This window comes from Pseudorhizobium halotolerans (assembly GCF_902153235.2).
Lineage (GTDB): Bacteria > Pseudomonadota > Alphaproteobacteria > Rhizobiales > Rhizobiaceae > Neorhizobium > Neorhizobium flavum.
In genome coordinates this window covers 1,027,054-1,052,351 of sequence record NZ_CABFWE030000005.1, presented here as the reverse complement: position 1 = coordinate 1,052,351, position 25,298 = coordinate 1,027,054, and the positions used below count along the sequence as shown (strand labels likewise).

The 25,298-nt window shown below is 62.6% G+C and carries 22 protein-coding genes; 18 read left to right on the top strand and 4 right to left on the bottom strand.

Annotation, left to right across the window (positions count from 1 at the left end; genetic code table 11):
- Nucleotides 1-12: 12 nt before the first annotated feature.
- The 16 genes from mraY (at nucleotide 13) to FN060_RS10055 (ending at nucleotide 19,902) form a co-directional block, all read left to right on the top strand.
- The gene (gene mraY / locus FN060_RS10130; protein WP_052638714.1) at nucleotides 13-1,116 is read left to right on the top strand and encodes a phospho-N-acetylmuramoyl-pentapeptide-transferase; all 1,104 of its coding nucleotides are present in this window, start codon (nucleotides 13-15) and stop codon (nucleotides 1,114-1,116) included.
- Between the two features lie 7 nt (nucleotides 1,117-1,123).
- Nucleotides 1,124-2,530, top strand: coding sequence for a UDP-N-acetylmuramoyl-L-alanine--D-glutamate ligase (gene murD, locus FN060_RS10125; RefSeq protein ID WP_142587925.1), 1,407 nt, complete (start codon nucleotides 1,124-1,126; stop codon nucleotides 2,528-2,530).
- 2 nt (nucleotides 2,531-2,532) lie between these two features.
- Nucleotides 2,533-3,684 (top strand): putative lipid II flippase FtsW, encoded by a 1,152-nt coding sequence (ftsW, locus tag FN060_RS10120; RefSeq protein WP_077546619.1) that lies wholly within the window; start codon nucleotides 2,533-2,535, stop codon nucleotides 3,682-3,684.
- 3 nt (nucleotides 3,685-3,687) lie between these two features.
- Nucleotides 3,688-4,812 (top strand): undecaprenyldiphospho-muramoylpentapeptide beta-N-acetylglucosaminyltransferase, encoded by a 1,125-nt coding sequence (murG, locus tag FN060_RS10115; RefSeq protein ID WP_142587924.1) that lies wholly within the window; start codon nucleotides 3,688-3,690, stop codon nucleotides 4,810-4,812.
- Nucleotides 4,809-6,221 carry a UDP-N-acetylmuramate--L-alanine ligase gene (murC, locus tag FN060_RS10110; RefSeq protein ID WP_142587923.1) on the top strand — a complete coding sequence of 471 codons (1,413 nt, stop codon included), beginning with the start codon at nucleotides 4,809-4,811 and terminating at the stop codon, nucleotides 6,219-6,221. Before murG ends, murC begins: the two co-directional genes overlap by 4 nt.
- Nucleotides 6,221-7,195, top strand: coding sequence for a UDP-N-acetylmuramate dehydrogenase (murB, locus tag FN060_RS10105; RefSeq protein ID WP_142587922.1), 975 nt, complete (start codon nucleotides 6,221-6,223; stop codon nucleotides 7,193-7,195). Before murC ends, murB begins: the two co-directional genes overlap by 1 nt.
- A 260-nt stretch (nucleotides 7,196-7,455) precedes the next feature.
- Nucleotides 7,456-8,382 (top strand): D-alanine--D-alanine ligase, encoded by a 927-nt coding sequence (locus FN060_RS10100; protein WP_142587921.1) that lies wholly within the window; start codon nucleotides 7,456-7,458, stop codon nucleotides 8,380-8,382.
- A complete protein-coding gene (locus FN060_RS10095) occupies nucleotides 8,379-9,302 on the top strand; it encodes a cell division protein FtsQ/DivIB (RefSeq protein WP_244665791.1) in 924 nt (307 codons plus the stop codon). Before FN060_RS10100 ends, FN060_RS10095 begins: the two co-directional genes overlap by 4 nt.
- A complete protein-coding gene (ftsA, locus tag FN060_RS10090; RefSeq protein ID WP_052638705.1) occupies nucleotides 9,299-10,627 on the top strand; it encodes a cell division protein FtsA in 1,329 nt (442 codons plus the stop codon). The genes FN060_RS10095 and ftsA overlap by 4 nt, the downstream gene beginning before the upstream one ends.
- 85 nt (nucleotides 10,628-10,712) lie before the next feature.
- The gene (ftsZ, locus tag FN060_RS10085; RefSeq protein WP_142587919.1) at nucleotides 10,713-12,485 is read left to right on the top strand and encodes a cell division protein FtsZ; all 1,773 of its coding nucleotides are present in this window, start codon (nucleotides 10,713-10,715) and stop codon (nucleotides 12,483-12,485) included.
- A gap of 254 nt (nucleotides 12,486-12,739) precedes the next feature.
- Entirely contained in the window at nucleotides 12,740-13,696 is a 957-nt protein-coding gene (gene lpxC, locus FN060_RS10080; RefSeq protein WP_142587918.1) for a UDP-3-O-acyl-N-acetylglucosamine deacetylase, read from the top strand.
- Nucleotides 13,697-13,912: 216 nt separating this feature from the next.
- Nucleotides 13,913-14,779: an outer membrane protein assembly factor BamD gene (locus FN060_RS10075; protein WP_183949651.1), complete on the top strand. Its 867-nt coding sequence runs from the start codon at nucleotides 13,913-13,915 to the stop codon at nucleotides 14,777-14,779.
- Nucleotides 14,780-14,781: 2 nt separating this feature from the next.
- Nucleotides 14,782-16,455 carry a DNA repair protein RecN gene (gene recN / locus FN060_RS10070; RefSeq protein WP_142587916.1) on the top strand — a complete coding sequence of 558 codons (1,674 nt, stop codon included), beginning with the start codon at nucleotides 14,782-14,784 and terminating at the stop codon, nucleotides 16,453-16,455.
- A gap of 65 nt (nucleotides 16,456-16,520) precedes the next feature.
- Nucleotides 16,521-18,680, top strand: a complete 2,160-nt coding sequence (gene ligA / locus FN060_RS10065; protein WP_142587915.1) for an NAD-dependent DNA ligase LigA — start codon at nucleotides 16,521-16,523, stop codon at nucleotides 18,678-18,680.
- Between the two features lie 64 nt (nucleotides 18,681-18,744).
- Nucleotides 18,745-19,335, top strand: coding sequence for a 3'-5' exonuclease (locus FN060_RS10060; RefSeq protein ID WP_142587914.1), 591 nt, complete (start codon nucleotides 18,745-18,747; stop codon nucleotides 19,333-19,335).
- 75 nt (nucleotides 19,336-19,410) lie between these two features.
- Nucleotides 19,411-19,902 carry a CreA family protein gene (locus FN060_RS10055; protein WP_077546896.1) on the top strand — a complete coding sequence of 164 codons (492 nt, stop codon included), beginning with the start codon at nucleotides 19,411-19,413 and terminating at the stop codon, nucleotides 19,900-19,902.
- A gap of 4 nt (nucleotides 19,903-19,906) precedes the next feature.
- Here FN060_RS10055 and FN060_RS10050 read toward each other — a convergent pair whose 3' ends face one another.
- From FN060_RS10050 to FN060_RS10040, 3 genes are all read right to left on the bottom strand, one after another.
- Nucleotides 19,907-21,568, bottom strand: coding sequence for an FAD-binding dehydrogenase (locus FN060_RS10050; protein ID WP_142587913.1), 1,662 nt, complete (start codon nucleotides 21,566-21,568; stop codon nucleotides 19,907-19,909).
- 151 nt (nucleotides 21,569-21,719) lie between these two features.
- Complete coding sequence (locus FN060_RS10045) at nucleotides 21,720-22,061, bottom strand: hypothetical protein (protein ID WP_142587912.1); 342 nt, start codon at nucleotides 22,059-22,061, stop codon at nucleotides 21,720-21,722.
- A gap of 189 nt (nucleotides 22,062-22,250) precedes the next feature.
- Nucleotides 22,251-22,718 carry a chemotaxis protein CheW gene (locus tag FN060_RS10040; protein WP_052638696.1) on the bottom strand — a complete coding sequence of 156 codons (468 nt, stop codon included), beginning with the start codon at nucleotides 22,716-22,718 and terminating at the stop codon, nucleotides 22,251-22,253.
- Between the two features lie 556 nt (nucleotides 22,719-23,274).
- Between FN060_RS10040 and FN060_RS10035 the strand changes: the two genes are divergently transcribed.
- Nucleotides 23,275-23,874: an SCO family protein gene (locus tag FN060_RS10035; RefSeq protein WP_142587911.1), complete on the top strand. Its 600-nt coding sequence runs from the start codon at nucleotides 23,275-23,277 to the stop codon at nucleotides 23,872-23,874.
- 76 nt (nucleotides 23,875-23,950) lie between these two features.
- Complete coding sequence (locus FN060_RS10030) at nucleotides 23,951-24,832, top strand: 50S ribosomal protein L11 methyltransferase (RefSeq protein ID WP_142587910.1); 882 nt, start codon at nucleotides 23,951-23,953, stop codon at nucleotides 24,830-24,832.
- Nucleotides 24,833-25,037: 205 nt separating this feature from the next.
- Here FN060_RS10030 and FN060_RS10025 read toward each other — a convergent pair whose 3' ends face one another.
- The gene (locus tag FN060_RS10025) at nucleotides 25,038-25,211 is read right to left on the bottom strand and encodes a hypothetical protein (RefSeq protein ID WP_052642038.1); all 174 of its coding nucleotides are present in this window, start codon (nucleotides 25,209-25,211) and stop codon (nucleotides 25,038-25,040) included.
- Nucleotides 25,212-25,298: the final 87 nt, after the last annotated feature.

The window sequence follows — 25,298 nt, the reverse complement described above, 5'->3', positions numbered from 1 at the left end:
AAAGGGCCATGGATGCTCATCTGGCTTGTGGAACTGGCGGATACGTTTCAAATCTTCAACCTGTTCCGATACATTACGTTTCGCACCGGTGCGGCACTCTTCACCTCTGCATTGATCGTCTTCCTGTTCGGTCCCGCAATGATCGCCTCGTTGCGCGTGCGCCAGGGCAAGGGACAGCCGATCCGCGCTGACGGACCTCAGACCCACTTCAAAAAAGCCGGCACACCCACGATGGGCGGGTTGATGATCCTCGCGGGGATCATCGGCGGATCGCTGCTCTGGGCGGATCTGTCGAACATCTACGTGGTCGCGACGCTGCTGGTGACGCTCGGTTTCGGTGCGATCGGCTTCTATGACGACTATCTCAAGGTGACGAAACAGACCGACAAGGGCTTCTCGGGGAAGGCCCGGCTCGGGATCGAGTTCCTGATTGCCGCGATCGCCGTGTTCTTCATGATGCGCATCGCTTCAGCCACCGGGCAATCGGCTAATCCCAACCTCGGCACCTCGATCGCCTTTCCATTCTTCAAGGACTTCCTGGTCGACCTGGGCATCTTCTTCGTCCTGTTCGGCGCTTTCGTGATCGTCGGGGCCGGGAACGCGGTGAACTTGACGGATGGACTTGATGGACTTGCCATCGTCCCGGTGATGATCGCCGCGGCCTCCTTCGGTGCCATCTCCTATCTCGTCGGCAACGGCGTCTTCGCGAATTACCTGCAGATCAACTTTGTTCCCGGCACGGGGGAACTGGTCGTTATCCTCGGTGCTGTGATCGGTGCCGGCCTCGGCTTCCTCTGGTTCAACGCGCCGCCGGCTGCGATCTTCATGGGGGACACGGGCTCGCTCGCCCTCGGCGGACTGATCGGCTCCGTTGCCGTTGCGACGAAGCACGAGATCGTCATGGTCATCATCGGCGGCCTGTTCGTCATGGAAACCCTGTCGGTCATCATCCAGGTTGGCTTCTTCAAGCTGACGGGCCGGCGCGTATTCCTTATGGCGCCCATCCACCATCATTTCGAGAAACTCGGATGGACCGAGAGCCAGGTGGTCGTCCGCTTCTGGATCATTGCCGTCGGGCTGGCATTGCTCGGCCTCTCGACACTGAAGTTGCGGTGAGGGGGAGATGATCCCGGTCACCACATTCGCCGGCAAGAAGGTCGCACTCTTCGGGTTGGGCGGCTCCGGGCTTGCCACCGCACAGGCCTTGCAGGCCGGCGGAGCCGACGTGACGGCGTGGGACGACAATCCGGACAGTGTCGCCAAGGCGGCTTCGGCCGGCATGCATACCGAGGATCTGCGCTCCATTGACTGGCCGCAGATGGCCGTCTTCGTCCTGTCGCCGGGCGTGCCGCTGACCCATCCGAAGCCGCACTGGAGCGTTGATCTCGCCCGTGCCGCCGGTGTCGAGATCATCGGTGACATCGAACTCTTCGTGCGTGAGAGGCGGGCATTCGCGCCCGATTGCCCGCTCATCGCCATTACCGGCACCAACGGCAAGTCGACGACGACCGCGCTTGTCGCCCACATCTTGAGGAGCAGCGGCCGTGACACGCAGCTTGGCGGGAATATCGGCACCGCGGTGCTGACGCTCGATCCCCCGAAGGCTGAGCGTTACTATGTCGTCGAGTGCTCCTCCTACCAGATAGACCTTGCGCCGACACTCGATCCGACTGCCGGCATCCTGCTCAACCTGACACCGGACCATCTCGACCGCCACGGCACGATGCAGCACTATGCCGACGTCAAGGAGCGGCTGGTGGCGGGCAGCGACATTGCCATCATCGGCATCGATGACAGCTTCTCGACCCTCATCGCCGACCGGGTCGAGCGGGCAGGGGTGAAGGTTCGTCGAATCTCCAGGCGCAACGTTGTTGTCGACGGGATCCATGCCGAGGGGAGCCGGCTCTTCAGGGCCGAAGGCGGCGCGAGTTCGCTGTTCGTCGACCTGGAGGGCATCGCAACCCTGAGGGGCGGGCACAATGCCCAGAACGCAGCGGCGGCAATCGCGGCCTGCCTTGCGGTCGGCGTCGATGCTGATGAGATCCGCGAGGGTCTGAGGTCGTTTCCGGGACTGAAGCACCGCATGCAGCCGGTTGCGCGCCGCGGAAGCGTGCTGTTCGTCAATGATTCCAAGGCGACCAATGCTGAAGCCGCTGCGCCGGCTCTGTCGAGCTATGACCGCATCTACTGGATTGCCGGTGGATTACCCAAGGAAGGCGGTATCGCAAGCCTCGCACCACTCTTCCCGCATATCGTCAAAGCCTTTCTGATCGGAGAGGCGGCACCGGCCTTTGCCGCGACGCTTGGGCAGGCTGTTCCTTACGAGATTTCCGGGACGCTCGAGCGTGCAGTCGCCCATGCCGCTGCGGAGGCTGAGGCGGAAGGCAATTCGGCTGCTGTAATGTTGTCGCCGGCTTGCGCCAGCTTCGATCAGTACAGGAATTTTGAGGTCCGCGGAGATGCATTCGTGAGCCATGTTGCCGAACTCGACGGCGTCACCATGCTGGTCGAGACGAACAAGGGGATTTGACCATGGTAAGCCGCGCCGACCGGGGACCACTGGCGGATTGGTTCTGGACGATCGATCGCTATTTCCTTGCGGCGTTCATCCTTCTGATGGGGATCGGCTTCATGCTGTCCTTCGCCGCATCGCCGCCGGTCGCCGAACGGCTCGGCCTCGACAGCTTTCATTTCGTGGAGCGACACGCCGTCTTCATTGTCCCGTCGCTGATGGTGATGATCGGGTTGTCGTTCATGACGCCGCGCCAGGTGCGTCGAGCCGCCATCATTCTGCTGGCCGTCTCGCTGCTGATGATGGTGATGGCGCTGTTCTTCGGCGTGGAAGTGAAGGGGTCGCGCCGATGGGTCTCCATCGGCAGCTTCTCCATCCAGCCCTCGGAGTTCATGAAGCCGGCCTTTGTGGTGGTGTGCGCATGGCTGTTTGCCGAGCATGCCCGCCAGCCGGAAATTCCCGGCAATCTCTTCGCGATCATCCTGTTCGGCATTGTGGCCGCGCTGCTCGTTGCCCAGCCCGACCTGGGGCAGACGATTCTGACCGCGGTCGTCTGGGGCGGCATGTTCTTCATGGCCGGCATGCCGTGGCTCTGGATCATGGTTCTCGGGGCAGTCGGTATCGTCGGCTTTGCCTCGGCATATTACATGTTGCCGCACGTGACCGGGCGTATCGACAGGTTCCTGACCGGCGAGGGCGACACGTTCCAGGTGGACACGGCCCGCGATGCGATCATCCGCGGCGACTGGTTCGGGCAGGGCCCGGGCGAAGGCATCGTGAAGCGCATCATTCCCGACAGCCATACCGACTTCATCTTCTCCGTGGCGGCGGAAGAGTTCGGAATCCTGTTCTGCATGCTGCTGGTGCTCATCTTCGCCTTCATCGTTCTGCGCGGCCTCGGTCACTCCTTCAAGGAGCGCAACGATTTCGCACGGTTTGCCGTTGCGGGCCTCGTGCTGCAGATCGGCATCCAGTCGATGATCAATATCGGCGTCAATCTCGAACTCTTGCCCGCGAAGGGAATGACCCTGCCACTGATCTCCTATGGCGGCTCCTCGATGATCGCGATCTGCGTGACGGCAGGTTTCATCCTTGCGCTGACCCGGCATCGTCCGGAAAAGCGGGCGCAGGAGCGCAGCCTCTTCCGCATTGCCGGCGTTCCGGCGGAGTAGACTATGGCCAGTGGCATCATCCTTCTTGCCGCCGGTGGGACCGGCGGGCACCTCTTTCCTGCCGAGGCCCTTGGGCACGAACTGAAGGCACGCGGCTACGCCGTCCACCTCGTGACCGACAGGCGCGCCGAACGGTTCGCCGGTAGCTTTCCCGCGGACGAGATCCACGTCGTCCCCTCGGCGACCTTCGGATCGAAGAATCCCATCGCGGTGCTGCGCACGGCGTGGACCTTGTGGACGGGCCTGCGGGCCGCCCGCCGCCTCATCGGGCGGCTGAAGCCGGCCGCCGTCATTGGATTCGGAGGGTATCCGACCGTTCCGCCCCTGCTTGCTGCGACATCAATGGGCGTGCCGTCGCTGATTCACGAGCAGAATGCCGTGATGGGCCGCGCCAACAAGGCGCTCGCCTCGCGGGTACAGGCAATTGCAGGTGGCTTCCTGCCGGATGATCACGGAGCCCATGCGGCAAAGACGGTGACGACCGGCAATCCGGTGCGCCCCGCCGTCCTGCAGGCCGCCGGTTCGCCGTACCTCGCCTCCCGGAGTTCGGAAGAATTCCGCCTCCTCATCTTCGGCGGCAGTCAGGGAGCACAGTTCTTTTCGTCCGCAGTGCCCGCGGCCATCGCACGTCTCGACGGTGCGGATCGAAGCAGGCTCAGGGTGACGCAGCAGGCACGGCCGGAGGACCAGCAGGCGGTCGCCGATCACTATCGCGCGCTGCAGGTTTCGGCGGAGGTCTCGCCCTTCTTCGGCGACATGGCCGAACGTCTTCGCTCGGCGCATCTGGTCATCTGTCGGTCGGGGGCATCCACGGTGTCGGAAGTTGCCGTCATCGGCCGTCCTGCCATCTTTGTTCCCTATCCCCACGCGCTCGACCACGACCAGGCGGCCAATGCTGCAGCGCTCGTCGAGAAGGGCGGGGCAGAGGTCGTCGCGCAGGCGGAGCTGTCACCCGAGCGGCTCGCACAGATGATCTCGTCGGCAATGCAAGAGCCGGAGCGGCTTGAAACTATGGCGGCTGCCGCCCGGCAGGCGGGGCATCCGGATGCATCGACCTTGCTCGCGGACCTTGTTGTAGCTATTTCCGGGCGGCGACCGGTCGCGGAATTCAAAGGAGTACGTTCATGAAGATGCCGAAGGCCATCGGGCTCGTTCATTTCGTCGGCATCGGCGGCATCGGCATGAGCGGTATCGCGGAAGTGCTCCACAATCTTGGCCATCGCGTCCAGGGCTCGGACCAGTCCGACGGCGCCAATGTCCAGCGGTTGCGCGACAAGGGCATACCTGTCTTCGTCGGCCATCGGGCGGAAAACCTCGGAGAGGCTGAAGTCGTAGTCGTGTCGACGGCGATCAGGAAGGATAACCCGGAACTGGTCGCCGCACGCGAGCGCTTCCTGCCGATCGTCCGGCGTGCGGAGATGCTTGCTGAGCTGATGCGTTTCCGCAATGCGATCGCGATCGGTGGTACGCACGGCAAGACCACGACGACCTCGATGGTCGCGACGCTTCTCGAAGCTGGAAACCTCGATCCTACTGTTATCAATGGCGGCATCATCAACGCCTATGGAACCAATGCCCGCATGGGTGAAGGCGAGTGGATGGTGGTCGAGGCGGACGAATCGGACGGGACCTTCCTCAAGCTCCCTGCGGACGTCGCAGTGGTCACCAATATCGATCCGGAGCATCTCGACCATTACGGCAGCTTCGACGCCGTCCGCGCTGCCTTCCGGCAGTTCGTCGAGAATGTGCCTTTCTACGGCTTCGGCGTACTGTGTATCGATCATCCGGAAGTGCAGGCGCTTGCGGCGCGAATCGAAGATCGCAAGATCATCACCTATGGCGAGAACCCGCAGGCCGACGCCCGCTTTTCCAATGTTCGCATGGAAGGGACGAAAGCCATCTTCGACGTCGAGATCCGCCGCCGTCGCACGGGGAGGGTCTTCAGCTTCAAGGACCTGACACTGCCAATGCCCGGGCGGCACAATATTTCGAACGCCACCGCGGCAATCGCCGTCGCCAATCGGCTCGGCATTTCCGAGGAAGACATCCGCAAGGGGCTGGCGGCCTTCGGTGGCGTCAAGCGGCGCTTCACGCTGACGGGGACCTGGAACGGCGTTTCCGTCTTCGACGACTACGGCCATCATCCGGTGGAGATCAGGGCGGTCCTGAAGGCGGCAAGGGAATCCTGCTCGGGGCGGATAATCGCAGTCCACCAACCGCATCGTTACACGCGTCTTTCCAGTCTCTTCCAGGAGTTCGCGACCTGCTTCAATGATGCCGATAGCGTCATGCTGGCGCCGGTCTACGCTGCTGGAGAGGATCCGATCGAAGGCGTGGATTCGGAAGTCCTGATCGGCAAGATCCGGGCCGCCGGCCACCGCGATGCGCGCTACATCTCCGGCCCTGGCGAACTTGCGCCGATCGTAGCCGGCATTGCGAAGCCGGGTGATTTCGTGGTTCTTCTGGGGGCTGGTAGTATCACGCAATGGGCGGCAGCGCTGCCCAGGGAACTGGAAAGCGTATCGGGACAGTCGTAATGAAGCAGGTGCATGGTGAAAAGCTGCTGGCCTCACTCGGTGAGGGCGTCAAGGACCTTCGTGGGCGGTTGACGCCGGATGCGCCGATGGACCGCGTGACCTGGTTCCAGGCCGGCGGACTGGCAGAACTGATGTTCCAGCCGCATGACGTGGATGACCTCGTCACCTTCCTGAAGATACTCCCGGCTGAAGTGCCGCTGACGGTCGTTGGCGTCGGCTCCAACCTGCTTGTTCGCGACGGGGGTATCCCGGGCGTGGTCCTGCGCCTGTCGGCAAAGGGGTTCGGGCAGGTCGACCTTGCAGGGGACAATCGCATCCGCGCCGGCAGCATATGTCCCGACAAGCATGTCGCGGCGATGGCAATGGATCACGGCATTGGCGGTTTCGCGTTCTACTACGGCATCCCGGGCTCCATCGGCGGCGCGCTTCGCATGAATGCGGGGGCGAACGGCACGGAGACTGCGGATCGTGTGGTGGAAGTCCATGCCGTCGACCGGCAGGGCAATATCCATGTCCTGGACAAGGCGCAGATGGGCTACGGCTATCGCAAATCGAGCGCTCCGGGCGACCTGATTTTTACCCATGCAATCTTCGAGGGCTATCCGGACGATCGTGCCAAGATTCGGCATGAGATGGATGCGGTGCGCCAGCACCGCGAAACGGTCCAGCCGGTCAAGGAGAAGACCGGCGGCTCGACCTTCAAGAACCCCGAGGGTCATTCCGCCTGGAAGCTGATCGACGAGGCGGGGTGCCGCGGGCTCGTCTGCGGCGGCGCTCAGATGTCCTCGCTCCATTGCAACTTTATGATCAACACCGGCAATGCCAGCGGTTACGATCTTGAATATCTCGGCGAAACGGTTCGCCAGCGGGTCTTCGAGCATTCAGGAATCAAGCTGGAATGGGAGATCATGCGGCTCGGGATCTTCATGCCCGGTCGGGAAGTGAAGCCATTCCAGGGCGTCGCCACCGAATAGAGCAGCATTAGAAGATTCTGAAAAAAAGGCTGTCAGCCCATGCGGTTGGCGGCCTTTTTTGATGTCTTGAATCAGATTCACGATGTGGGGTGGAGCGATTGAAATTCCACGCCTTTTCCGCCTCGGTTAACGAAAGTAAACGGTTTGTTAACCATATGCCGGCAGTATGAACCTGCGCGGCGGGATCCGGAATCGCATCGGGAACAGGTCGGCGCAAGCAAGGCTGTGCAAGGATGCGTACTTTTTCCGGAGGTCGTTCGATGAGTGACAAGCATGTGGCTGTTCTGATGGGAGGGTTTTCCGCCGAGCGGCCCGTGAGCCTGTCTTCCGGGGCGGCTTGCGCCCAGGCCCTCGAAGCTGAAGGCTACCGTGTCACGCGCGTCGATGTTGATCGCAACGTCTCCGGCGTTCTTTCCGATCTTCGTCCGGACGTCGCTTTCAATGCCCTCCACGGCCCTTTCGGCGAGGATGGTACGATTCAGGGTGTTCTGGAGTACCTGCAGATTCCCTACACGCACTCCGGCGTCCTTGCGTCGGCGCTGGCCATGGACAAGGGGCAGGCGAAGCATGTTGCCAAGGCCGCGGGCATCCCGGTCGCCGAGGCACGGGTGATGAGCCGCTTCGATATCGGTAATCGCCACCCAATCGAGCCGCCTTATGTCGTGAAGCCTGTACGCGAGGGTTCGTCCTTCGGCGTTGTGATCGTCAAGGCGGACCAGTCCCATCCGCCGCAAGTTCTGTCGTCGGATGAGTGGCGCTACGGCAACGAGGTAATGGTCGAGCGCTATGTCCATGGTCGCGAGCTGACCTGCGGCGTCATGGGTGACACAGCGCTCGGCGTAACCGAGGTCGTGCCGACGGGGAATGCCTTCTACGATTATGACGCGAAGTACGCAGCGGGCGGATCGACGCATATTCTTCCTGCGCAGATTTCATCGAATGTTTACCAAAAGATCCAATCCTTGGCCCTCAAGGCGCATCAGGCGATGGGCTGCCGCGGCGTGAGTCGATCCGATTTCCGCTACGACGACCGCGTTTCCGAAGACGGCGAGGTGATCTGGCTGGAGGTCAATACCCAGCCCGGCATGACCCCGACTTCGCTGGTGCCCGAAATGGCCGCGCATGCCGGCCTCTCGTTCGGTGATCTCGTCCGTTGGATGGTGGAGGACGCATCGTGTCTGCGTTGAGCGGCCAGAGTTCTGCAGGTTTCAAGGGGGGCGCATCTCGCGCCTTTCCTGCGGTGGAGGATCGTCGGGTTCTCCCGCGTCCGCTCCGTCGTATCGTTCGCTTCGCGGTCAGCCTGGCAAGCGGCCGCGTTCATATTCCTCGCCATATCGGGACGGTTTCGACCTTCGCCTTCATGGGGGTTGTGGGCCTCTACGGCATGTCCGTTGGCGGGCATAGTGCTGTCGTTTCGCAGGCGGTAACAGCCTCGGCGGGTTTTGCGATCGAGGATGTTCGCGTTTCCGGTAATGACCAGACCTCCGAGATCGATATCCTGCAGCTTCTCGGTCTGGATGGGACGACCTCGCTCGTCGCTCTCGACATTGAGGCTGCCCGCAAGAAGCTTTCCGAACTGCCTTGGGTCGAATATGCGGAAGTCCGCAAGGTCTATCCGAATACCATCGAGGTCACGCTCAGGGAGCGCAAGGCCTTCGGCATCTGGCAGCATGGCGACGAGCTTTCCCTGATCGAGAGGAACGGCGCCATCATCGGGCCGCTGCGGGACGGCAAGTTCGCCTCGCTGCCGCTGTTCGTCGGTCGCGATGCCGAGACGAGGGCCGCCGCCTTCGTGGAGGAACTGGCCGGCTGGCCGGAGCTCGGCAGCCGAGTACGCGCCTATGTCCGCGTAGCTGGTCGGCGTTGGGATCTGCATCTCGACAACGGCGTCGTCCTCAAGCTGCCGGAGCAGGGCGTGCAGAACGCGCTTGCCGTTCTGTCGCGCCTGGAAGCGGAGCAGGGGCTCTTGGAGCGGGACATCGCTGCGGTGGACCTGCGGCTCAATGACCGCACCACCATACAGTTGTCACAAGGCGCGCTCGAGCGCCGCAACGAGGCGCTGGAGCTGCGAAGCAAGGCACTCAAGAAAGCAGGAGTGCGGTCATGAGCCTCTTCGGTTCGGGTCACTTCCTGCCGCGCCTCAAGCCGCTTTCCTCCAAGCGTAGCCACGTGGTCACGGTGCTGGACATCGGGTCGACCAAGGTCGTCTGCATGATCGGCCGGCTGACTCCTCGCCAGGAGAGCCTCGTGCTCCCAGGGCGGACCCATAATGTCGAGATCATCGGCATCGGGCACCAGCGGTCCCGCGGCGTGAAGTCCGGCGTGATCGCGGATCTCGATGCGGCCGAAAGCGTCGTCCGGCTCGCCGTCGACGCCGCCGAGCGGATGGCTGGCCTGACCGTCGACAGCCTGATCATCAACGTTTCCGCCGGTCGTCTTGCAAGCGACGTCTACACGGCCACGATCGACCTTGGCGGCCAGGAGGTCGAGCAGGCCGACCTGCGCAAGGTGCTGGTGTCGGCAAGCCAGCAGTCACAGCGGCAGGATCGCGCCATCCTTCATTCCCTGGCGACAGGCTATTCGCTCGATGGCGAGCGCGGCATCCGCGATCCGCTCGGGATGTTCGGCGATCTCCTCGGCGTCGACATGCACGTCGTCTCCGCCGAACGGGCGACGCTCAAGAACCTGGAGCTCTGCGTCAACCGCGCTCACCTGTCTGTCGAAGGCATGGTCGCGACGCCCTATGCCAGCGGCCTCGCCGCCCTCGTCGATGACGAGGTCGAACTGGGATGCGCCGCGATCGACATGGGTGGCGGCACGACGACCATTTCCGTCTTCGCAGAAGGCAAGCTGGTTCACACCGATGCGATCAGCCTCGGCGGCCACCACGTCACGACCGATCTTGCGCGGGGGCTTTCCACCCGTATCGAGGATGCCGAGCGCCTGAAGGTCGTCCATGGTTCTGCGCTCGCCAACGGGGCGGATGAGCGCGACATGATTTCCATTCCGCCGATCGGCGAGGATGACCGGGACCTGCCGACGCAGGTACCCCGCTCGCTGGTCACCCGGATCGTCCGGGCCCGCATCGAGGAAACGCTGGAATTGATCCGCGACCGGATCGAGAAGTCCGGCTTCAGTCCGATCGTCGGCAAGCGCGTCGTCCTGACGGGTGGTGCCAGCCAGCTGACGGGGCTGCCGGAGACGGCGCGCCGGATCCTGGCTCGCAACGTGCGCATCGGGCGCCCGATGGGGATTTCCGGCCTGCCGGTCGCAGCCAAGGGCCCCGCATTTTCCACGGCTGTCGGGCTGATGATCTATCCGCAGGTGGCCGAGATGGAGACGCATGCTTCGCAGGGGGGGCTGATAAGCTCCCTCGGCAGTGGAAATGGCCGGCTGGCTCGTATGGGCCAGTGGCTCAAGGAGAGTTTTTGACGTCCGTCCCAAACGGGCGGCGGCATGAAGAACAGCAATGAATCGGCCGGCGGCGATGCGGCCAGAGTTAGAAGGAACGGTACCCATGACTATCAAGCTGCAGAAGCCGGACATCACTGAACTGAAGCCCCGCATCACCGTCTTCGGAGTTGGCGGTGGCGGCGGCAATGCCGTCAACAACATGATCACCGCCGGGTTGGAAGGCGTCGATTTCGTTGTCGCCAATACCGACGCGCAGGCGCTGACGATGACGAAGGCCGACCGGATCATCCAGATGGGTGTCCAGGTCACGGAAGGTCTGGGTGCAGGTTCCCAGCCGGAAGTTGGTCGCGCCGCCGCCGAAGAATGCCTGGACGAGATCGTCGACCACCTGAACGGCACCCACATGTGCTTCGTCACGGCCGGCATGGGCGGCGGGACGGGAACGGGTGCGGCTCCGGTCGTGGCGCAGGCTGCCCGCAACAAGGGCATCCTCACCGTCGGCGTCGTCACCAAGCCGTTCCACTTTGAGGGCCAGCGCCGCATGCGGCTTGCCGAATCCGGCATCCAGGAGCTGCAGAAGTCGGTCGACACACTGATCGTCATCCCCAACCAGAACCTCTTCCGCATTGCCAACGACAAGACCACCTTCGCCGATGCCTTCGCGATGGCCGACCAGGTGCTCTATTCGGGCGTCGCCTGCATCACCGACCTGATGGTCAAGGAAGGCCTCATCAACCTCGATTTCGCCGACGTCCGCTCGGTCATGCGTGAGATGGGCCGTGCGATGATGGGTACCGGCGAGGCTTCCGGCCCCGGCCGCGCCATGCAGGCCGCCGAAGCGGCGATCGCCAATCCGCTCCTCGACGAGACCTCGATGAAGGGCGCGCAGGGCCTGCTGATCTCCATCACCGGTGGTCGCGACCTTACCCTCTTCGAAGTCGACGAAGCGGCAACCCGCATCCGCGAGGAAGTCGATCCGGACGCCAACATCATCCTCGGCGCAACCTTCGACGAGGCCTTGGAAGGTCTCATCCGCGTATCGGTCGTGGCAACCGGCATCGATCGTGCCACGGCACAGATGGACGGCCGCTTCCCCGATACCCGGCCGGCCGCCGCTGCCGCACGCCCGGTGATCCGTCCGTCGGCCGCGATCGCCCCGTCCGCCCCGGTCGCTGCTGCACCGCAGCCGGCTCCGATCGCCCTGGCACCGAAGGCTGTCGATCCGATCGCCGAGACCATCCGCCAGGCAGAAGCCGAGATGGAACGCGAACTGGCCATCGTTGACATGCCGCGCCACGCCGCTCCGCAGCCGGTCGCACAGCAGCCCGTTGCTGCTCCGGCAGAGCCGGAGTTCCGTCCGCAGAGCCGCATCTTCGCCGCAGCGCCGGGAGAAGCTCCCGTTCTTCGGGCCCCGGCCGCCCCGGTAATGCAGGCACAGCCCGCACCGATCGCTGCCCAGCCCACACCCCGCATGGCGCCTCAGTTGCACCATGAGCAGGTCGCGCCGGCAAGGGCTCCCGAGCCGGTCCGCATGCCGAAGGTCGAAGACTTCCCGCCGGTCGTCAAGGCAGAGATGGACCATCGCGCCCATCCGGCACAGCACGTGCAGGAAGAGCGCGGTCCGATGGGCCTCCTGAAGCGGATCACGAATTCGCTCGGCCGTCGTGAAGATGACGAGCAGGTCGCGGCTGACATGACCCCGCCGGCACCGAGTGCGGCTCCGCAGCAGCGCCGTCCGCTGTCGGCAGAGGCCAATCTCTACGCACCGCGTCGCGGTCAGCTGGACGACCATGGACGTGCCGTCCCTCAGGCCGGCATGCATCATGAGGACGACCAGCTGGAGATCCCGGCCTTCCTGCGCCGCCAGCACAACTGACGCTGCGGCATCAGTTCGATTGAAGGCCCGGAACGGTGTTTCGGGCCTTCGTTCGTTGTCGTGGGCCTGTGCGGAAAAGCTCCGTAATTTCCGACGCTTGGGAGCGTAACAATCCGAAATGAACAGTGATTTGGAATGTTCCAGCACTCTGCGTAGAAAAGCAGCAAGAAGGCAGGCGACTCGCGGATAGCGGTCACGCCTGCTGCCAAGGTCTTGATCGAGGATCAGGACCAACGCATGAGAAAGCAAGACGAATGACAATCGGACTCCTCGGGTTCCAGACGACCATCGCAGCCCCCGTCACCATGACGGGTATTGGCGTGCATTCGGGCGCTCCGGTCACCATCACCTTCCAGCCTGCGGAGGCGGGCACTGGCATCCTGTTCAGCCGCAGTCTCGACGATGGCAGTTCGGTGGACTATCGCGCCGTCTCCTCGCATGTCGGGCCGACCGATCTCTGCACCGTGCTTGGCGGTTCGCCGGCGAGATGGATTGCGACCATCGAGCATGTGATGGCTGCCCTTTATGCGTTGTCGATCGACAATGTCGTGGTCGAGGTGGATGCGGGTGAGATGCCGATCATGGACGGCAGTTCCTATCCGTTCATCGAGGCACTGGAGCAGGCCGGTATCGTCAATCTCGGCGCGAAGCGTCGCTACATCAGGGTGGTGAAGCCGGTACGGATCGATTCAGGCGCATCCTGGTCGGAGTTCCGCCCTTACGACGGCACGCGTTTCGAAGTCGAGATCGACTTCTCCACGCCGCTGATCGGACGGCAGAGCTGGAAGGGCGACCTGACGGCCGCCTCCTTCAAGGAAGAGCTTTCCCGCGCCCGTACCTTCGGGTTCATGCGCGATGTCGAGCGACTGTGGGCTGCCGGTTACGCTCTCGGTTCCTCGCTGGAGAATTCCGTGGTGATCTCGGACGACGACACGATCGTCAATGTCGAGGGACTTCGCTACGAGGGTGATGAGTTCGTGCGCCACAAGACGCTCGATGCCGTCGGCGATCTTGCACTGGCGGGCGCGCAGTTCATCGGTTGCTACCGTTCCTATCGTGGCGGCCACAAGATGAACGCCAACGCCCTGAAGGCTCTGCTCAGCGACCCGACAGCCTATGAGATCGTCGAGGCACCGGTTCGCAGTACCCGCGTTCGCGCCGTCGAGTTCGTGCCGGTTAAGGAACCGGAAGTCGCCGCTTGGTTTGCTTGATCCAATCTTCCAGTCCAACTGGCCGCTCCTTGTGAGCGGCCTTTCTTTTTGACCTGACTTGTGGTTTTCGCGCCCGTCCTTCGTCCTTCCGGGCAGGGAACCTTGCCACAAAATTGCGTTAATGCGCCCGCATTGCGTTGCCCGGCGCCTGCTTGTAAGGCTAGAAGGCCAGTTGGCGCAGGGGCGCCATTGCGCGGGACGATCGGGAACTGTCGAATGACTTATGCGAGGTCTGTTGGAATGAAGAGAACGGCGAGGATAGCCTTCGTGTCCATGGCTCTGGCCTGCGCCGGCGTCGCGGTGAGCGCGTGCCAGTCCGACAAGGATATCGACATCACCAAGCTGGGCGTCGAGACCGATCCACCTGAAGTTCTCTACAACCAGGGCCTGGCCAACATGAAGGCCGGAAACATCGCAGAAGCAAGCCGCAAGTTCGACTCCATCGACCGCCAGCATCCGTTCACGGACTGGGGCCGCAAGGCGCTCGTGATGAGCACGTTTGCCAAGTACCGGCTCGGACGCAACGAAGATGCGATCACAACCGGGAACCGTTACCTGAAGCAGTATCCGAACACCGAAGATTCGGCCTACGTCCAGTATCTGGTTGGCCTTTCCTATTCCAAGCAGATTGCCGACGTGACGCAGGATCAGCGCGCCGCCGCGCAGACCATCGACGCTATGTCCAAGGTCGTCAACGACTATCCCGATTCCGAATACGTCGAGGATGCGCAGGCCAAGATCCGCTTTGCGCGAGACCAACTCGCGGGCAAGGAGATGCAGGTCGGCCGCTATTACCTGGAGCGGAAGGAATATCTGGCGGGAATCCAGCGTTTCCGCACCGTGGTTGAGCGCTATCCCACGACGAACCAGATCGAGGAAGCTCTCGCCCGCCTCGTCGAGTCCTATTATGCGATGGGGATCGTGGAGGAGGCGCAGACGGCGGCGGCGGTGCTCGGCCGAAACTATCCCGACAGCCAGTGGTATGCCGATTCCTACAAGCTGCTGCAGACGGGCGGTCTGGAACCGCGTGAAAACCGTGGCTCCTGGATTTCTCGCGCAGGGGCAAAGCTCATCGGGGCCTGATCGTGCTCGTCCAGCTTTCGATCCGCGATATCGTTCTGATCGAGCGGCTGGATCTTGCCTTCGAATCCGGCCTCTCCGTGCTGACGGGCGAAACCGGCGCAGGCAAGTCGATCCTGCTCGACAGCCTGTCGCTGGCTCTCGGCGGGCGCGGCGATGGCGGGCTCGTCCGGCACGGCGAGGACAAGGGGCAGGTAACGGCCGTCTTCGACGTGCCCGGGCAGCATCCGGTTCGACAGCTTCTCCGCGACAGCGGCATCGATGACGACGGCGACCTCATCTTCCGGCGCATCCAGAACGCCGATGGACGGACCCGCGCGTCGATCAACGACCAGCCGGTCAGTGTCCAGCTGATGCGGCAGATCGGCCAGCTGCTGGTCGAGATCCATGGCCAGCACGACGACCGGGCGCTGACCGACACCAACACCCATCGCGACTTGCTCGATGCTTTCTCCGGCCTGGCCGATGAGGTGAAGCAGGTCGGGGGGCTCTATCGCACCTGGAAGGAGGCCGAGCGCGCCTTCAAGGCGCATCGTGCCAAGGTCGAGGCGGCGGCGCGGGAGGCGGACTATATCCGTGCATCCGTCGAGGAGCTCGAAGTCCTAAGTCCCCGGGATGGCGAGGAAGAGGAGCTTGCGGAGCAGCGCTCGCAGATGCAGAAGGCCGAGCGAATCGCCGGCGACATCTCGGAAGCCTCCGAGTTCCTCAACGGAAATGCCTCGCCCGTGCCCTTGATCGCTTCCATGGTGCGGCGGCTGGAGCGCAAGAGCCACGAAGCGCCGGGCCTGCTGGAGGAAACAGTCGAACTGCTGGATGCTGCCCTGAACAGCCTCTCCAACGCCCAGATGGAGGTCGAGGCGGCGCTCAGGAAGACGGAGTTCGATCCCCGGGAACTGGAGCGCGTCGAGGATCGACTGTTTGCGCTGAGGGCTGCGGGGCGAAAGTATTCCGTTGCCGTCGCGGACCTGCCAGCACTTGCAGAGAAGATGGTTGCCGATCTTGCCGATCTCGATGCCGGCGAAGAGAAGCTCGGTCAGCTGGAAAAGCAGGTCGCCGCCGCGAAGGCTGCCTTCGATGCCGCGGCGCTGACGCTGTCGGAGAAGCGCCGGCAGGGCGCCCAGACGCTGGCGAAAGCGGTGATGGAAGAACTTCCCGCCCTCAAGTTGGAACGGGCCCGTTTCATGGTCGAGATGACGGCCGATCCGCAGGCAGCGACCGCGGAGGGCATCGACACCATCGAATTTCACGTCCAGACCAATCCGGGTACGCGTCCGGGTCCGATCATGAAGGTCGCCTCGGGCGGCGAACTTTCCCGCTTCCTCCTGGCGCTGAAGGTGGCGCTGGCAGATCGAGGCTCGGCCCCAACGCTGGTCTTCGACGAGATCGATACCGGAGTGGGCGGTGCAGTCGCAGATGCGATCGGCCAGCGGCTGAAGCGGCTGTCGGCGACAGTGCAGGTGCTCTCTGTCACCCATGCGCCTCAGGTGGCAGCCCGTGCGGCCACGCATCTTCTCATCTCCAAGGGCCCCGCGGGCGAGGGCTCGGAGAAGATCGCCACGCGCGTCGCTACCATGGCGCCGGAGCACCGGACCGAGGAGATCGCCCGCATGCTCGCCGGTGCTTCGGTGACCGACGAAGCGCGGGCGGCGGCCAGGAAGCTGATCGCCGGCGCGAGCTGAACGCATCTCTTCCCATCCTGCCGATTTGCACTAAAAAAGCGACTCCATCTCCGGAGTGACTTTTCATGGCTGACGCGCGACCATCCGTTGACACGCTAACCGAAGAGCAGGCGGCAGCCGAACTGGCCTTCCTCGCGTCTGAGCTCGTGCGCCACGACGAACTCTATCACAGTCATGATGCACCGGAGATCTCGGACGCGGAATATGACGCGCTGAAGCGGCGCAATGATGCGATCGAGAAGCGGTTTCCCCAGCTTCGTCGGGCCGACAGCCCGTCGCTGCGGGTCGGTGCCGCGCCGCTCCCGACCTTCGCGCCCATCACCCATTCCCGGCCCATGCTGTCGCTTGACAACACGTTTTCCGACGACGACGTGCGCGACTTCATCAACTCCGTCTACCGCTTCCTCGGCAAGCTCCCGGACGGTTCGATCGCCTTCACTGCAGAACCGAAGATTGACGGGCTGTCCATGTCGATCCGCTATGAGAACGGCTGGCTCGCCAATGCCGCCACCCGTGGCGACGGCACGACAGGGGAAAACGTCACCGCCAACATCTTGACGATCAAGGAAATCCCGAACCAGCTCCCGGACAGCGTGCCGTCCGTCGTGGAAGTGCGCGGCGAAGTGTATATGACGAAGAGCGACTTCCTAGCGCTCAACGAGAGGATGGCGGCTGAGGGCAAACAGACATACGTCAATCCACGGAACACCGCTGCCGGGTCGCTGCGCCAGCTCGATGCGAAAGTGACCGCGAGCCGCAACCTTCGCTTCTTCGCCTATGCCTGGGGCGAGATTTCCGACATGCCGGCCGACACCCAAATGGGAATGGTGGAGAAGTTCCGGGAATGGGGGTTCCCCGTCAATCCGCTGATGAAGCGGCTGAATTCGGTCGAGGAGATCATCGCCCACTACACGGAAATCGGGCTGAAGCGGCCCGACCTCGATTACGAGATCGACGGCGTCGTCTACAAGGTAGACCGGCTCGACCTGCAGCAGCGGCTCGGCTTCCGCTCGCGTAGCCCACGCTGGGCGACCGCGCACAAATTCCCGGCTGAGCAGTCGTTCACCCGGGTGGAACGGATCGACATCCAGGTCGGACGTACCGGAGCGCTGACGCCGGTCGCGCGCCTGACCCCCGTGACCGTCGGCGGCGTCGTCGTCACAAATGCCACGCTGCACAACGAGGACTACATCAAGGGCATCGGCAATTCCGGTGAGCGCATCCGCGAGGACGAGCATGACATCCGCATCGGCGATACCGTGATCGTGCAGCGGGCAGGGGACGTCATCCCACAGGTCCTCGACGTCGTGATGGAAAAGCGGCCGGCGGATGCCGTTCCTTACGAGTTTCCTAAGAAATGCCCGGTCTGCGGCAGCCACGCGGTGCGGGAGAAGAACGAAAAGACCGGCAAGCTGGATTCCGTAACGCGTTGCACCGGTGGCTTCGTCTGCCGCGCACAGGCCACCGAGCATCTGAAGCACTTCGTGTCACGCAATGCCTTCGACATCGAGGGGTTGGGCTCCAAGCAGATCGACTTCTTCTTCGAGGCGGACGATCCGGCGCTTTCGATCAAGACCGCTCCGGATATTTTCACATTGAGGAGGCGACAGGAGGCGTCGCCACTCACGAAGCTCGAGAACATCGAGGGCTTCGGAAGGGTGAGCGTCCGCAAGCTCTTCGACGCCATCGATGAGCGGCGATCCATTGCGGTCCACCGCTTCATTTACGCACTCGGTATCCGCCATGTGGGGGAGACGACCGCAAAGCTGCTGGCGCGCTCCTACGGGACCTATGACGCTTTTTCCGAAGCGATGCAGGAGGCGGCCGATCTGACGGGGGAGGCCTGGGAGAACCTGAACAATATCGAGGGCATTGGCGAAGTGGTGGCGCGGGCGATGGTCGAGTTCTTCAAGGAGCCGCGTAATCGCGACGTGATCGGACGGCTGCTGCAGGAGGTTACGCCTCAGGCTGCCGAACAGGTTTCCGCCGCGGACAGTCCCGTCGCCGGCAAGACGGTGGTCTTCACCGGCAGTCTAGAGAAGTTCACGCGAGACGAAGCCAAGGCGCGCGCTGAAAGCCTCGGTGCCAAGGTGGCCGGCTCGGTTTCCAAGAAGACCGATTACGTCGTCGCAGGGCCGGGCGCCGGTTCCAAGCTCGACAAGGCGAGGGAGCTCGGTGTGGAGGTCATGGACGAGGATGAGTGGCTCGCGCTGATCGGCGGGTGATGTCGCTTTTTGCCGAATCAGGGTCGCTTGCGCTAAGGCTTGGGCAGCAGGATTAGGGCTGACCTTGAAAACCATCGCGATCGACTTTGAAACCGCCAACGAAACGCGCGGCAGTGCCTGCTCCGTCGGGCTCGCCTGGATCGAGGATGGCGAGGTCGTTCGCGTCGAGGAGCGGCTGATCCGCCCGCAGGATATGCGCTTTTCCTCTTTCAACATCGCCATCCACGGCATCCGCCCGGAGCATGTCGAAGACGCGCCGGAGTTTCCGGAGGTGATGGAAGAGTTCGAGGAGGATTTCCGCGGCGCGACGATGATTGCGCACAATGCGGCCTTCGATTTCAGTGTCTGGCGCGCCTGCCTCGATCTCTATCGCCGCGGCTATCCGGAACTCTCCTATGTCTGTAGCGTGAAGATGTCCCAGAAGGTCTGGCCGCATCTCGGCTCCCACCGGCTCAACGTGCTGGCGGCTCATCTCGGGTTGAAGTTCGCGCACCACAATGCCGCCGAGGATGCACATGTCTGCGCACGTGCGGCGATCGCAATCGGAAACTCGCTGGGTGTGTCCCACATCCGCGATATTCCGGCATTGATCGGCATGAAGGTCGGCCGCCTCTTTGACGGTGGTTATGCGCCCTGCACCTGCCGGCTGAAGTAGATCGGCCGCTTCCGCTTGTAACCTGCGCCGTTACGCTTATCTGTGATCACGAATGGTTTACCGGAGTGCCAGATGATGAAACGAACTGCCTTGCTTGTCTCTGCTGCGGCACTCGCCGCTGGTATGTTTGCGGCAGCCGCCTCTGCCGAAGTGGTCGGCAAGGTCGGTGTCGACTGGATCGGCAACGACATCATCGTCGAGGCAGTCGCTGATCCGGAAGTGAAGGGCGTTACCTGCCATGTCACCTATTTCGACCGCTCGATCATCGACCGGCTAAAGCAGGGCAACTGGTTCGAGGATCCCTCCAACAGCTCGATCGCCTGCCGCCAGACCGGGCCGATCGAGATCGGCGATATCGACCTTTCGCGCGGAGGAGAAGAGGTCTTCCGCCAGGGCCGTTCGCTGATCTGGAAGGACCTGCTGGTCAAGCGCATCTACGACAAGACGAACGATACCCTGGTCTACCTCGCGCATTCGCGGCAGGTTATCGAAGGCTCGGCCAAGATGGCGATCTCCACCGTGCCGCTTTACGGACAGGAAGTGAACTGGACCCAGGGAAAACCCTAGTCGCTCACGCGATTGCTGCGGCCGCGGCGCGTCCTGCGACGCGGCCTGAAAACAGACAGCCGCCGAGGAAGGTGCCTTCGAGCGCGCGGTAGCCATGCATGCCTCCGCCGCCGAAGCCCGCCGCTTCGCCCACCGCATAGAGGCCTGGCACCGGCTGTCCGTCATTGCCGAGAACGCGTGCCGAAAGGTCCGTTTCGAGCCCGCCCAGCGTCTTGCGGGTCAGGATGTTGAGCTTCACGGCGATGAGCGGGCCATGAGCGGGATCGAGGATTCGATGCGGCCGTGCCGTGCGTATCAGCTTGTCGCCTATTGACCGCCGGGCGTTGTGGATGCCGATCACCTGCAAGTCCTTCCCGTAGGGATTGGTCACCTGAAGGTCGCGCGCCACGATCTGCCGCTCTATCCCATCCAGCTTGAGCAGATCATTGCCGGCGACGCGGTTCATGCCGTGCACCAGTTCGCCGAGACTGTTCGCAACGACGAAATCCTCGCCTTTCTCCTTGAACGCCTCGACCGGCCCCGTCGCACGACGGCCGACGGCGCGGCGGGCTGTCAGCCCCCAGTCGCGGCCAGTCAGATCGGGATTCTGTTCTGAACCTGAGAGGGCAAACTCTTTGCGGATGATCGACTGGTTCAGGATGAACCAGGAGTAGTCGTAGCCCGTGGAGAGAATGTGCTGCAGTGTCCCCAGCGTATCGTAGCCGGGGAAAAAGGGTGCCGGCAGCCGCTCGCCTGTGGCGTCAAGCCATATGGAGGAGGGGCCGGGCAGGATGCGGATACCGTGGTTCTGCCAGACAGGGTTCCAGTTGCGCAGGCCTTCTGTGTAGTGCCACATGCGGTCGCGGTTGATGATGCGCCCGCCGGCCGACTCCGTTATCGCCAGCATGCGCCCGTCGACATGCTTCGGCACGCCGGATACCATGAATTTCGGCGCCGGACCGAGGCGGGCAGGCCAGTTCCTGCGCACGAGGTCTTGGTCGCCGCCGATCCCGCCGGACGCGACGATCACGGCCTGTGCGGGAAGGTCGAAATCGCCCACAGCTGTTCGAGAACTTTCTGCTCCACGCGGTGCCTTGCTGGGTTCGAGGATCGTCCCGGCGATGCCCGTCACTGCGCCGTCGGTCAGGATCAGTCGGTCGACCCGATGCCGCCATAGGAAGCGTATCCTGCCATTCTTCTCTGCCTCGCGAACACGCTTCTCGAAGGGTTCGACGACGCCGGGCCCTGTTCCCCAGGTGATGTGAAAGCGCGGCACGGAATTGCCGTGGGAGGTAGCCGACCAACCCCCGCGCTCCGCCCAGCCGACGACGGGAAAGAGGCGGTGGCCCAAGGCCCGCAACCACTCCCGCTTCTCGCCTGCGGCAAAGGCGAGATAGGCTTCGGCCCAAGCACGGGGCCAGTAGTCTTCGGGACGGTCGAAAGCGGCGGATCCGAACCAGTCCTCCCGCGCGAGCTCGTAACTGTCACGAATGCCCATGCGTCGCTGTTCGGGAGAATCGACGAGAAAGAGACCGCCCAGCGACCAGAAGGCCTGGCCTCCGAGACTCTGCTCAGGCTCCTGGTCGACAATTGTGACGGAGCGGCCGGCATCCGCCAGTTCTGTCGCCGCCACCAGCCCCGCCAGGCCGGCGCCCACGACGATCACATTCGATTGGGCCTGGCTCATCGATCCTCCTGGCAGGATGCTATCGCATACTGGTGCATCCATGCCCCGACCATAGAGGCATCGCAATATCCGCAAAGTCAACCTCAGGCCAGAACGTGGAAAGAGCCCGCGTCGGCGGGCTCTTTCGTGCTTCGTCTTTATACGAGGCGGCTTACTTCACGTAGACGATCTTGCCGCCGTTGGCTGCGGTGTCGATCGCCAGCACATTGTCCAGGTCGATGCTGTTTTCCTGCAGTTCCGCCATGATCTCAGCGTCTGCCTGAACCTGAGCCTTGGCATCTGCCGTCATGTCTGCTGTCGGGTTGCGGAACATCTCAGGAATGGGATTATTGGCGTCGTCGCTGTCGGAGTTCTCGTCGATGCGGACGATGCGAACGTCATCGCTCATGGTCGTTGCGCTTGTGGAGCCGGTGGTGGTCTGAGCAAATGCGATTCCGCCGAGCGACGCGGTGGAAAGGGCTGCGGCGAGAGCGAGTGTTACGGCGTTTTTCATGGTGTATTCTCCCTATTGGATTTCCGATCGACCAGCCTTGGCTTAGCCGAACAATTCGCTGTCCGTTGGGACACTAGGGCAACACTGGGAGGCCGAGATCGTTCCAGGAGTAATCTGGCAAGCACGTCACGTGCGGATAACGAAATCGTCATCTCCGGGTCTTTATGACGCGGAGATGACGCCGCTGGTTCAGGCAGCTTCGCGAGTCAGTTCGTCGGCGATCACTGTGTCGAGGTTGAGGAAGCAGACCATCGTCTTCTCCAGGGCAACGATGCCGCGGCAGAAGGCGCGCTGGGCTTCCGGAATGATTTCCGGTGCCGGCTGCAGGTCTTCGGAGCGGATGGTCATCATGTCCGAGACCTGCTCGACGAGAAGACCTACCAGCTTGCCCGCGATATCGGTCACGATGATGGCGGAACGTTCGGACGGCTCGGTCATCTTCATGCCGAGGCGGCAGGCCATGTCGATCACGGGAATGACGGCGCCGCGCAGGTTGATGAGGCCCAGCACATAAGGGGGCGTATGAGGCATCGGCGTAACCGGCGCCCAGCCGCGGATTTCGCGGATCGCCATGATGTCGATGCAGAATTCCTGATCTCCAAGATGGAAGGAGACGATTTCGAGATAGGCTCCCGATTGTTTGATGGCGTTGCTCATTCTTTTCTCCCACCTGCCAATGGGCTCGCGACTTATGCCGCGGACGCTGCCATTCAGGCTGCCATGGATTATCTGGATATCGATGCGGAGCTCGAGAATGACCTCGATGACATCATGTCGGCATGGCTCACCTGCGTCCGGTTCGAGTAGCCGCGGGACGCTGTTGGAATCCACCTTCGCGCCGCAAGCATGCCCGTCAATTGTTAAGCTTCTGCTAAAACCGTGCGGCCTTCAGGCCCTTCCAGCGCAGATAGATTTTGAGTAAGATCGCCGTATGGACATGGTTTTGCCCGCATCGCATCGTCTGCCTCTCGTCGCGCTCATCATACTGGTTGGTGTCGCGGTCAGTGGCGGGGCGTTTTACGGCTGGATGCGTTACGGGTCGGATATGTTGATAACCCTCAGCGAGAACGGCCTTTCCGGTTGTCTCTGAACCTCTCCCTGTTTGAGACAAATCAGCGCGCACGGTGACGCGATCCGCTATTGATTTGCGAGCGCGAGGCCTTTCGCCTATCGAGGGTGGGCTTTGCCGCAGATGGCATGAAGAGAGAAAGACATGAAAACGCTGCGCATCATCCTCTGGGCCGCCGTGATCTTGCTTGGCGGCGTCCTCGCATGGCTGACATTCGAGGTGACACGAAGCAAGGAGCAGATTGCCGAAGGTCCCTTTGGCGTGCCGTTCCAGCTCGTGTCCCAGGATGGACAGCCAATCACCGAAGAAGCCTTCCGTAAGAAGCCGACCGCTCTCTTCTTCGGCTTCACCCACTGCCCGGAGGTATGCCCGACCACGCTCTATGAACTCAACGGCTGGATGCACCAGGTCGACCCCGACGGTACCAAGCTCGCCGGCTATTTCGTGACGGTCGACCCGGAGCGCGACCCGCCCGAAATGCTCGGGCAGTACATATCGAATGTGACCGACCGCATCATCGGGATCTCCGGCCCGCCGGAAAAGGTCATCGAAATGGCGAAGGGCTTCAAGGTCTACTTCAAGAAGGTGCCTCTCAACGAGAAGGATCCGACCGGCGACTACACGATGGACCATACGGCCTCGGTCTTCCTTCTCGATGAGGAAGGCCGCTTCGTCGGGACCATCTCCTACGGCGAAAACGCCGATACTGCCGTGAAGAAACTCGAAAACCTGATCAGCGGCTGATCGAGCGCATTGCAGTTGAAGGGGCGGTGCCTTTGTGGCATCCGTCCCGCATCCGCAACCATCCGAAAGCGCAATCTTGAGCGAGATCCGCCTCTACGTCAGCACCACCGAAAAGGATGCCGAACGCATCCTCGACATTTTAACGGATATCTTCGGCGAGGAGGACTACGCGCTCGGGACCACCGAGGTCGACGAGAAGCGGGATCTCTGGGAAGCCTCGGTCTACCTGATGGCGGACGAGGAGGAAGAGGTCCGGCAGCGAATGTCGGATGGTCTCGCGCCAGCCTTCCCCCAAGCCCTCATCGAGAGGGAGGTAATCCCCGATGTCGACTGGATCGCGAAATCGCTCGAGGGGCTGAAGCCGGTTCGGGCAAGGCGCTTTCTGGTTCACGGCTCGCATGATCGCGACAAGGTTCGGCCTAATGATGTATCGATCGAGATCGATGCCGGCCAGGCCTTTGGAACCGGGCATCATGGGACGACCGCCGGCTGCCTGGAGATGATCGATGCGGTCGCCCGGGCCCGCCCGATTCGCAACGCGCTCGATCTAGGTACCGGCAGCGGCGTGCTCGCGATCGGCCTCAGGAAGATCCGTAACATCCCCATTCTTGCCACTGATATCGACCCGGTCGCGGTTCGGGTGGCTCAGGAGAATGTCCGGCGCAACGGCATCGTGTCCGGACTGCGGCTTGTGACGGCGCCGGGCTTTCATTCGCCCGCCTTCAGGCAACAGGGACCTTTCGACCTCATCATCGCCAATATTCTCGCCCGGCCGCTGATGCGGATGGCCCCGCAACTTGCAGCCAACCTCGCATCCGGTGGATCGGTGATCCTGTCAGGGATTCTGGCCGAGCAGCGCTGGAAGGTTCTTGCCGCCTATAACGCCGTTCATCTTCGGCATGTGCATACGCTCTGGCGCAACGGCTGGGTAACGATCCACCTGCGACAGGGACAATAGTTGTTGCGACGCAGCATTGCGCTTGATGCAGGACTGACTGACGGTGAAACGCCATAAGGAAAAGGCGGCGCCATAGGGCACCGCCTTCGCGATCAGGTTATTCCTGATCTAGCCCGCGAGCCGGGGAGGAGCGGCTCTAGCGGGCTGGTCCGTATTCCGAAGGCCTGGCGGGGGAGGGAGGAGGAAAGACCGCCAGGGTTTTAAATCAGAATACGAAACCGGATCCGCCCTTGCGGCGGAGTTCTTCGCGGCTGGTTCCCATGCCCTTCAGGGTCTGGTCGTCCAGGTTCATGAGAACGTTGTTGACGTAGCGGCTGGCCTGACGCTCGCGCGCTGCGACCACGCGTTCGAAGGCAGTGCGGAAGATTGAGTTGGCCATTTTATAGATCCTTTCATCGCGGGCGCTGTTCATTGCCCGTTCGATGAGTGGAATATAGTCCAGATTGTGCGGTGCAGTGAGGGGCTT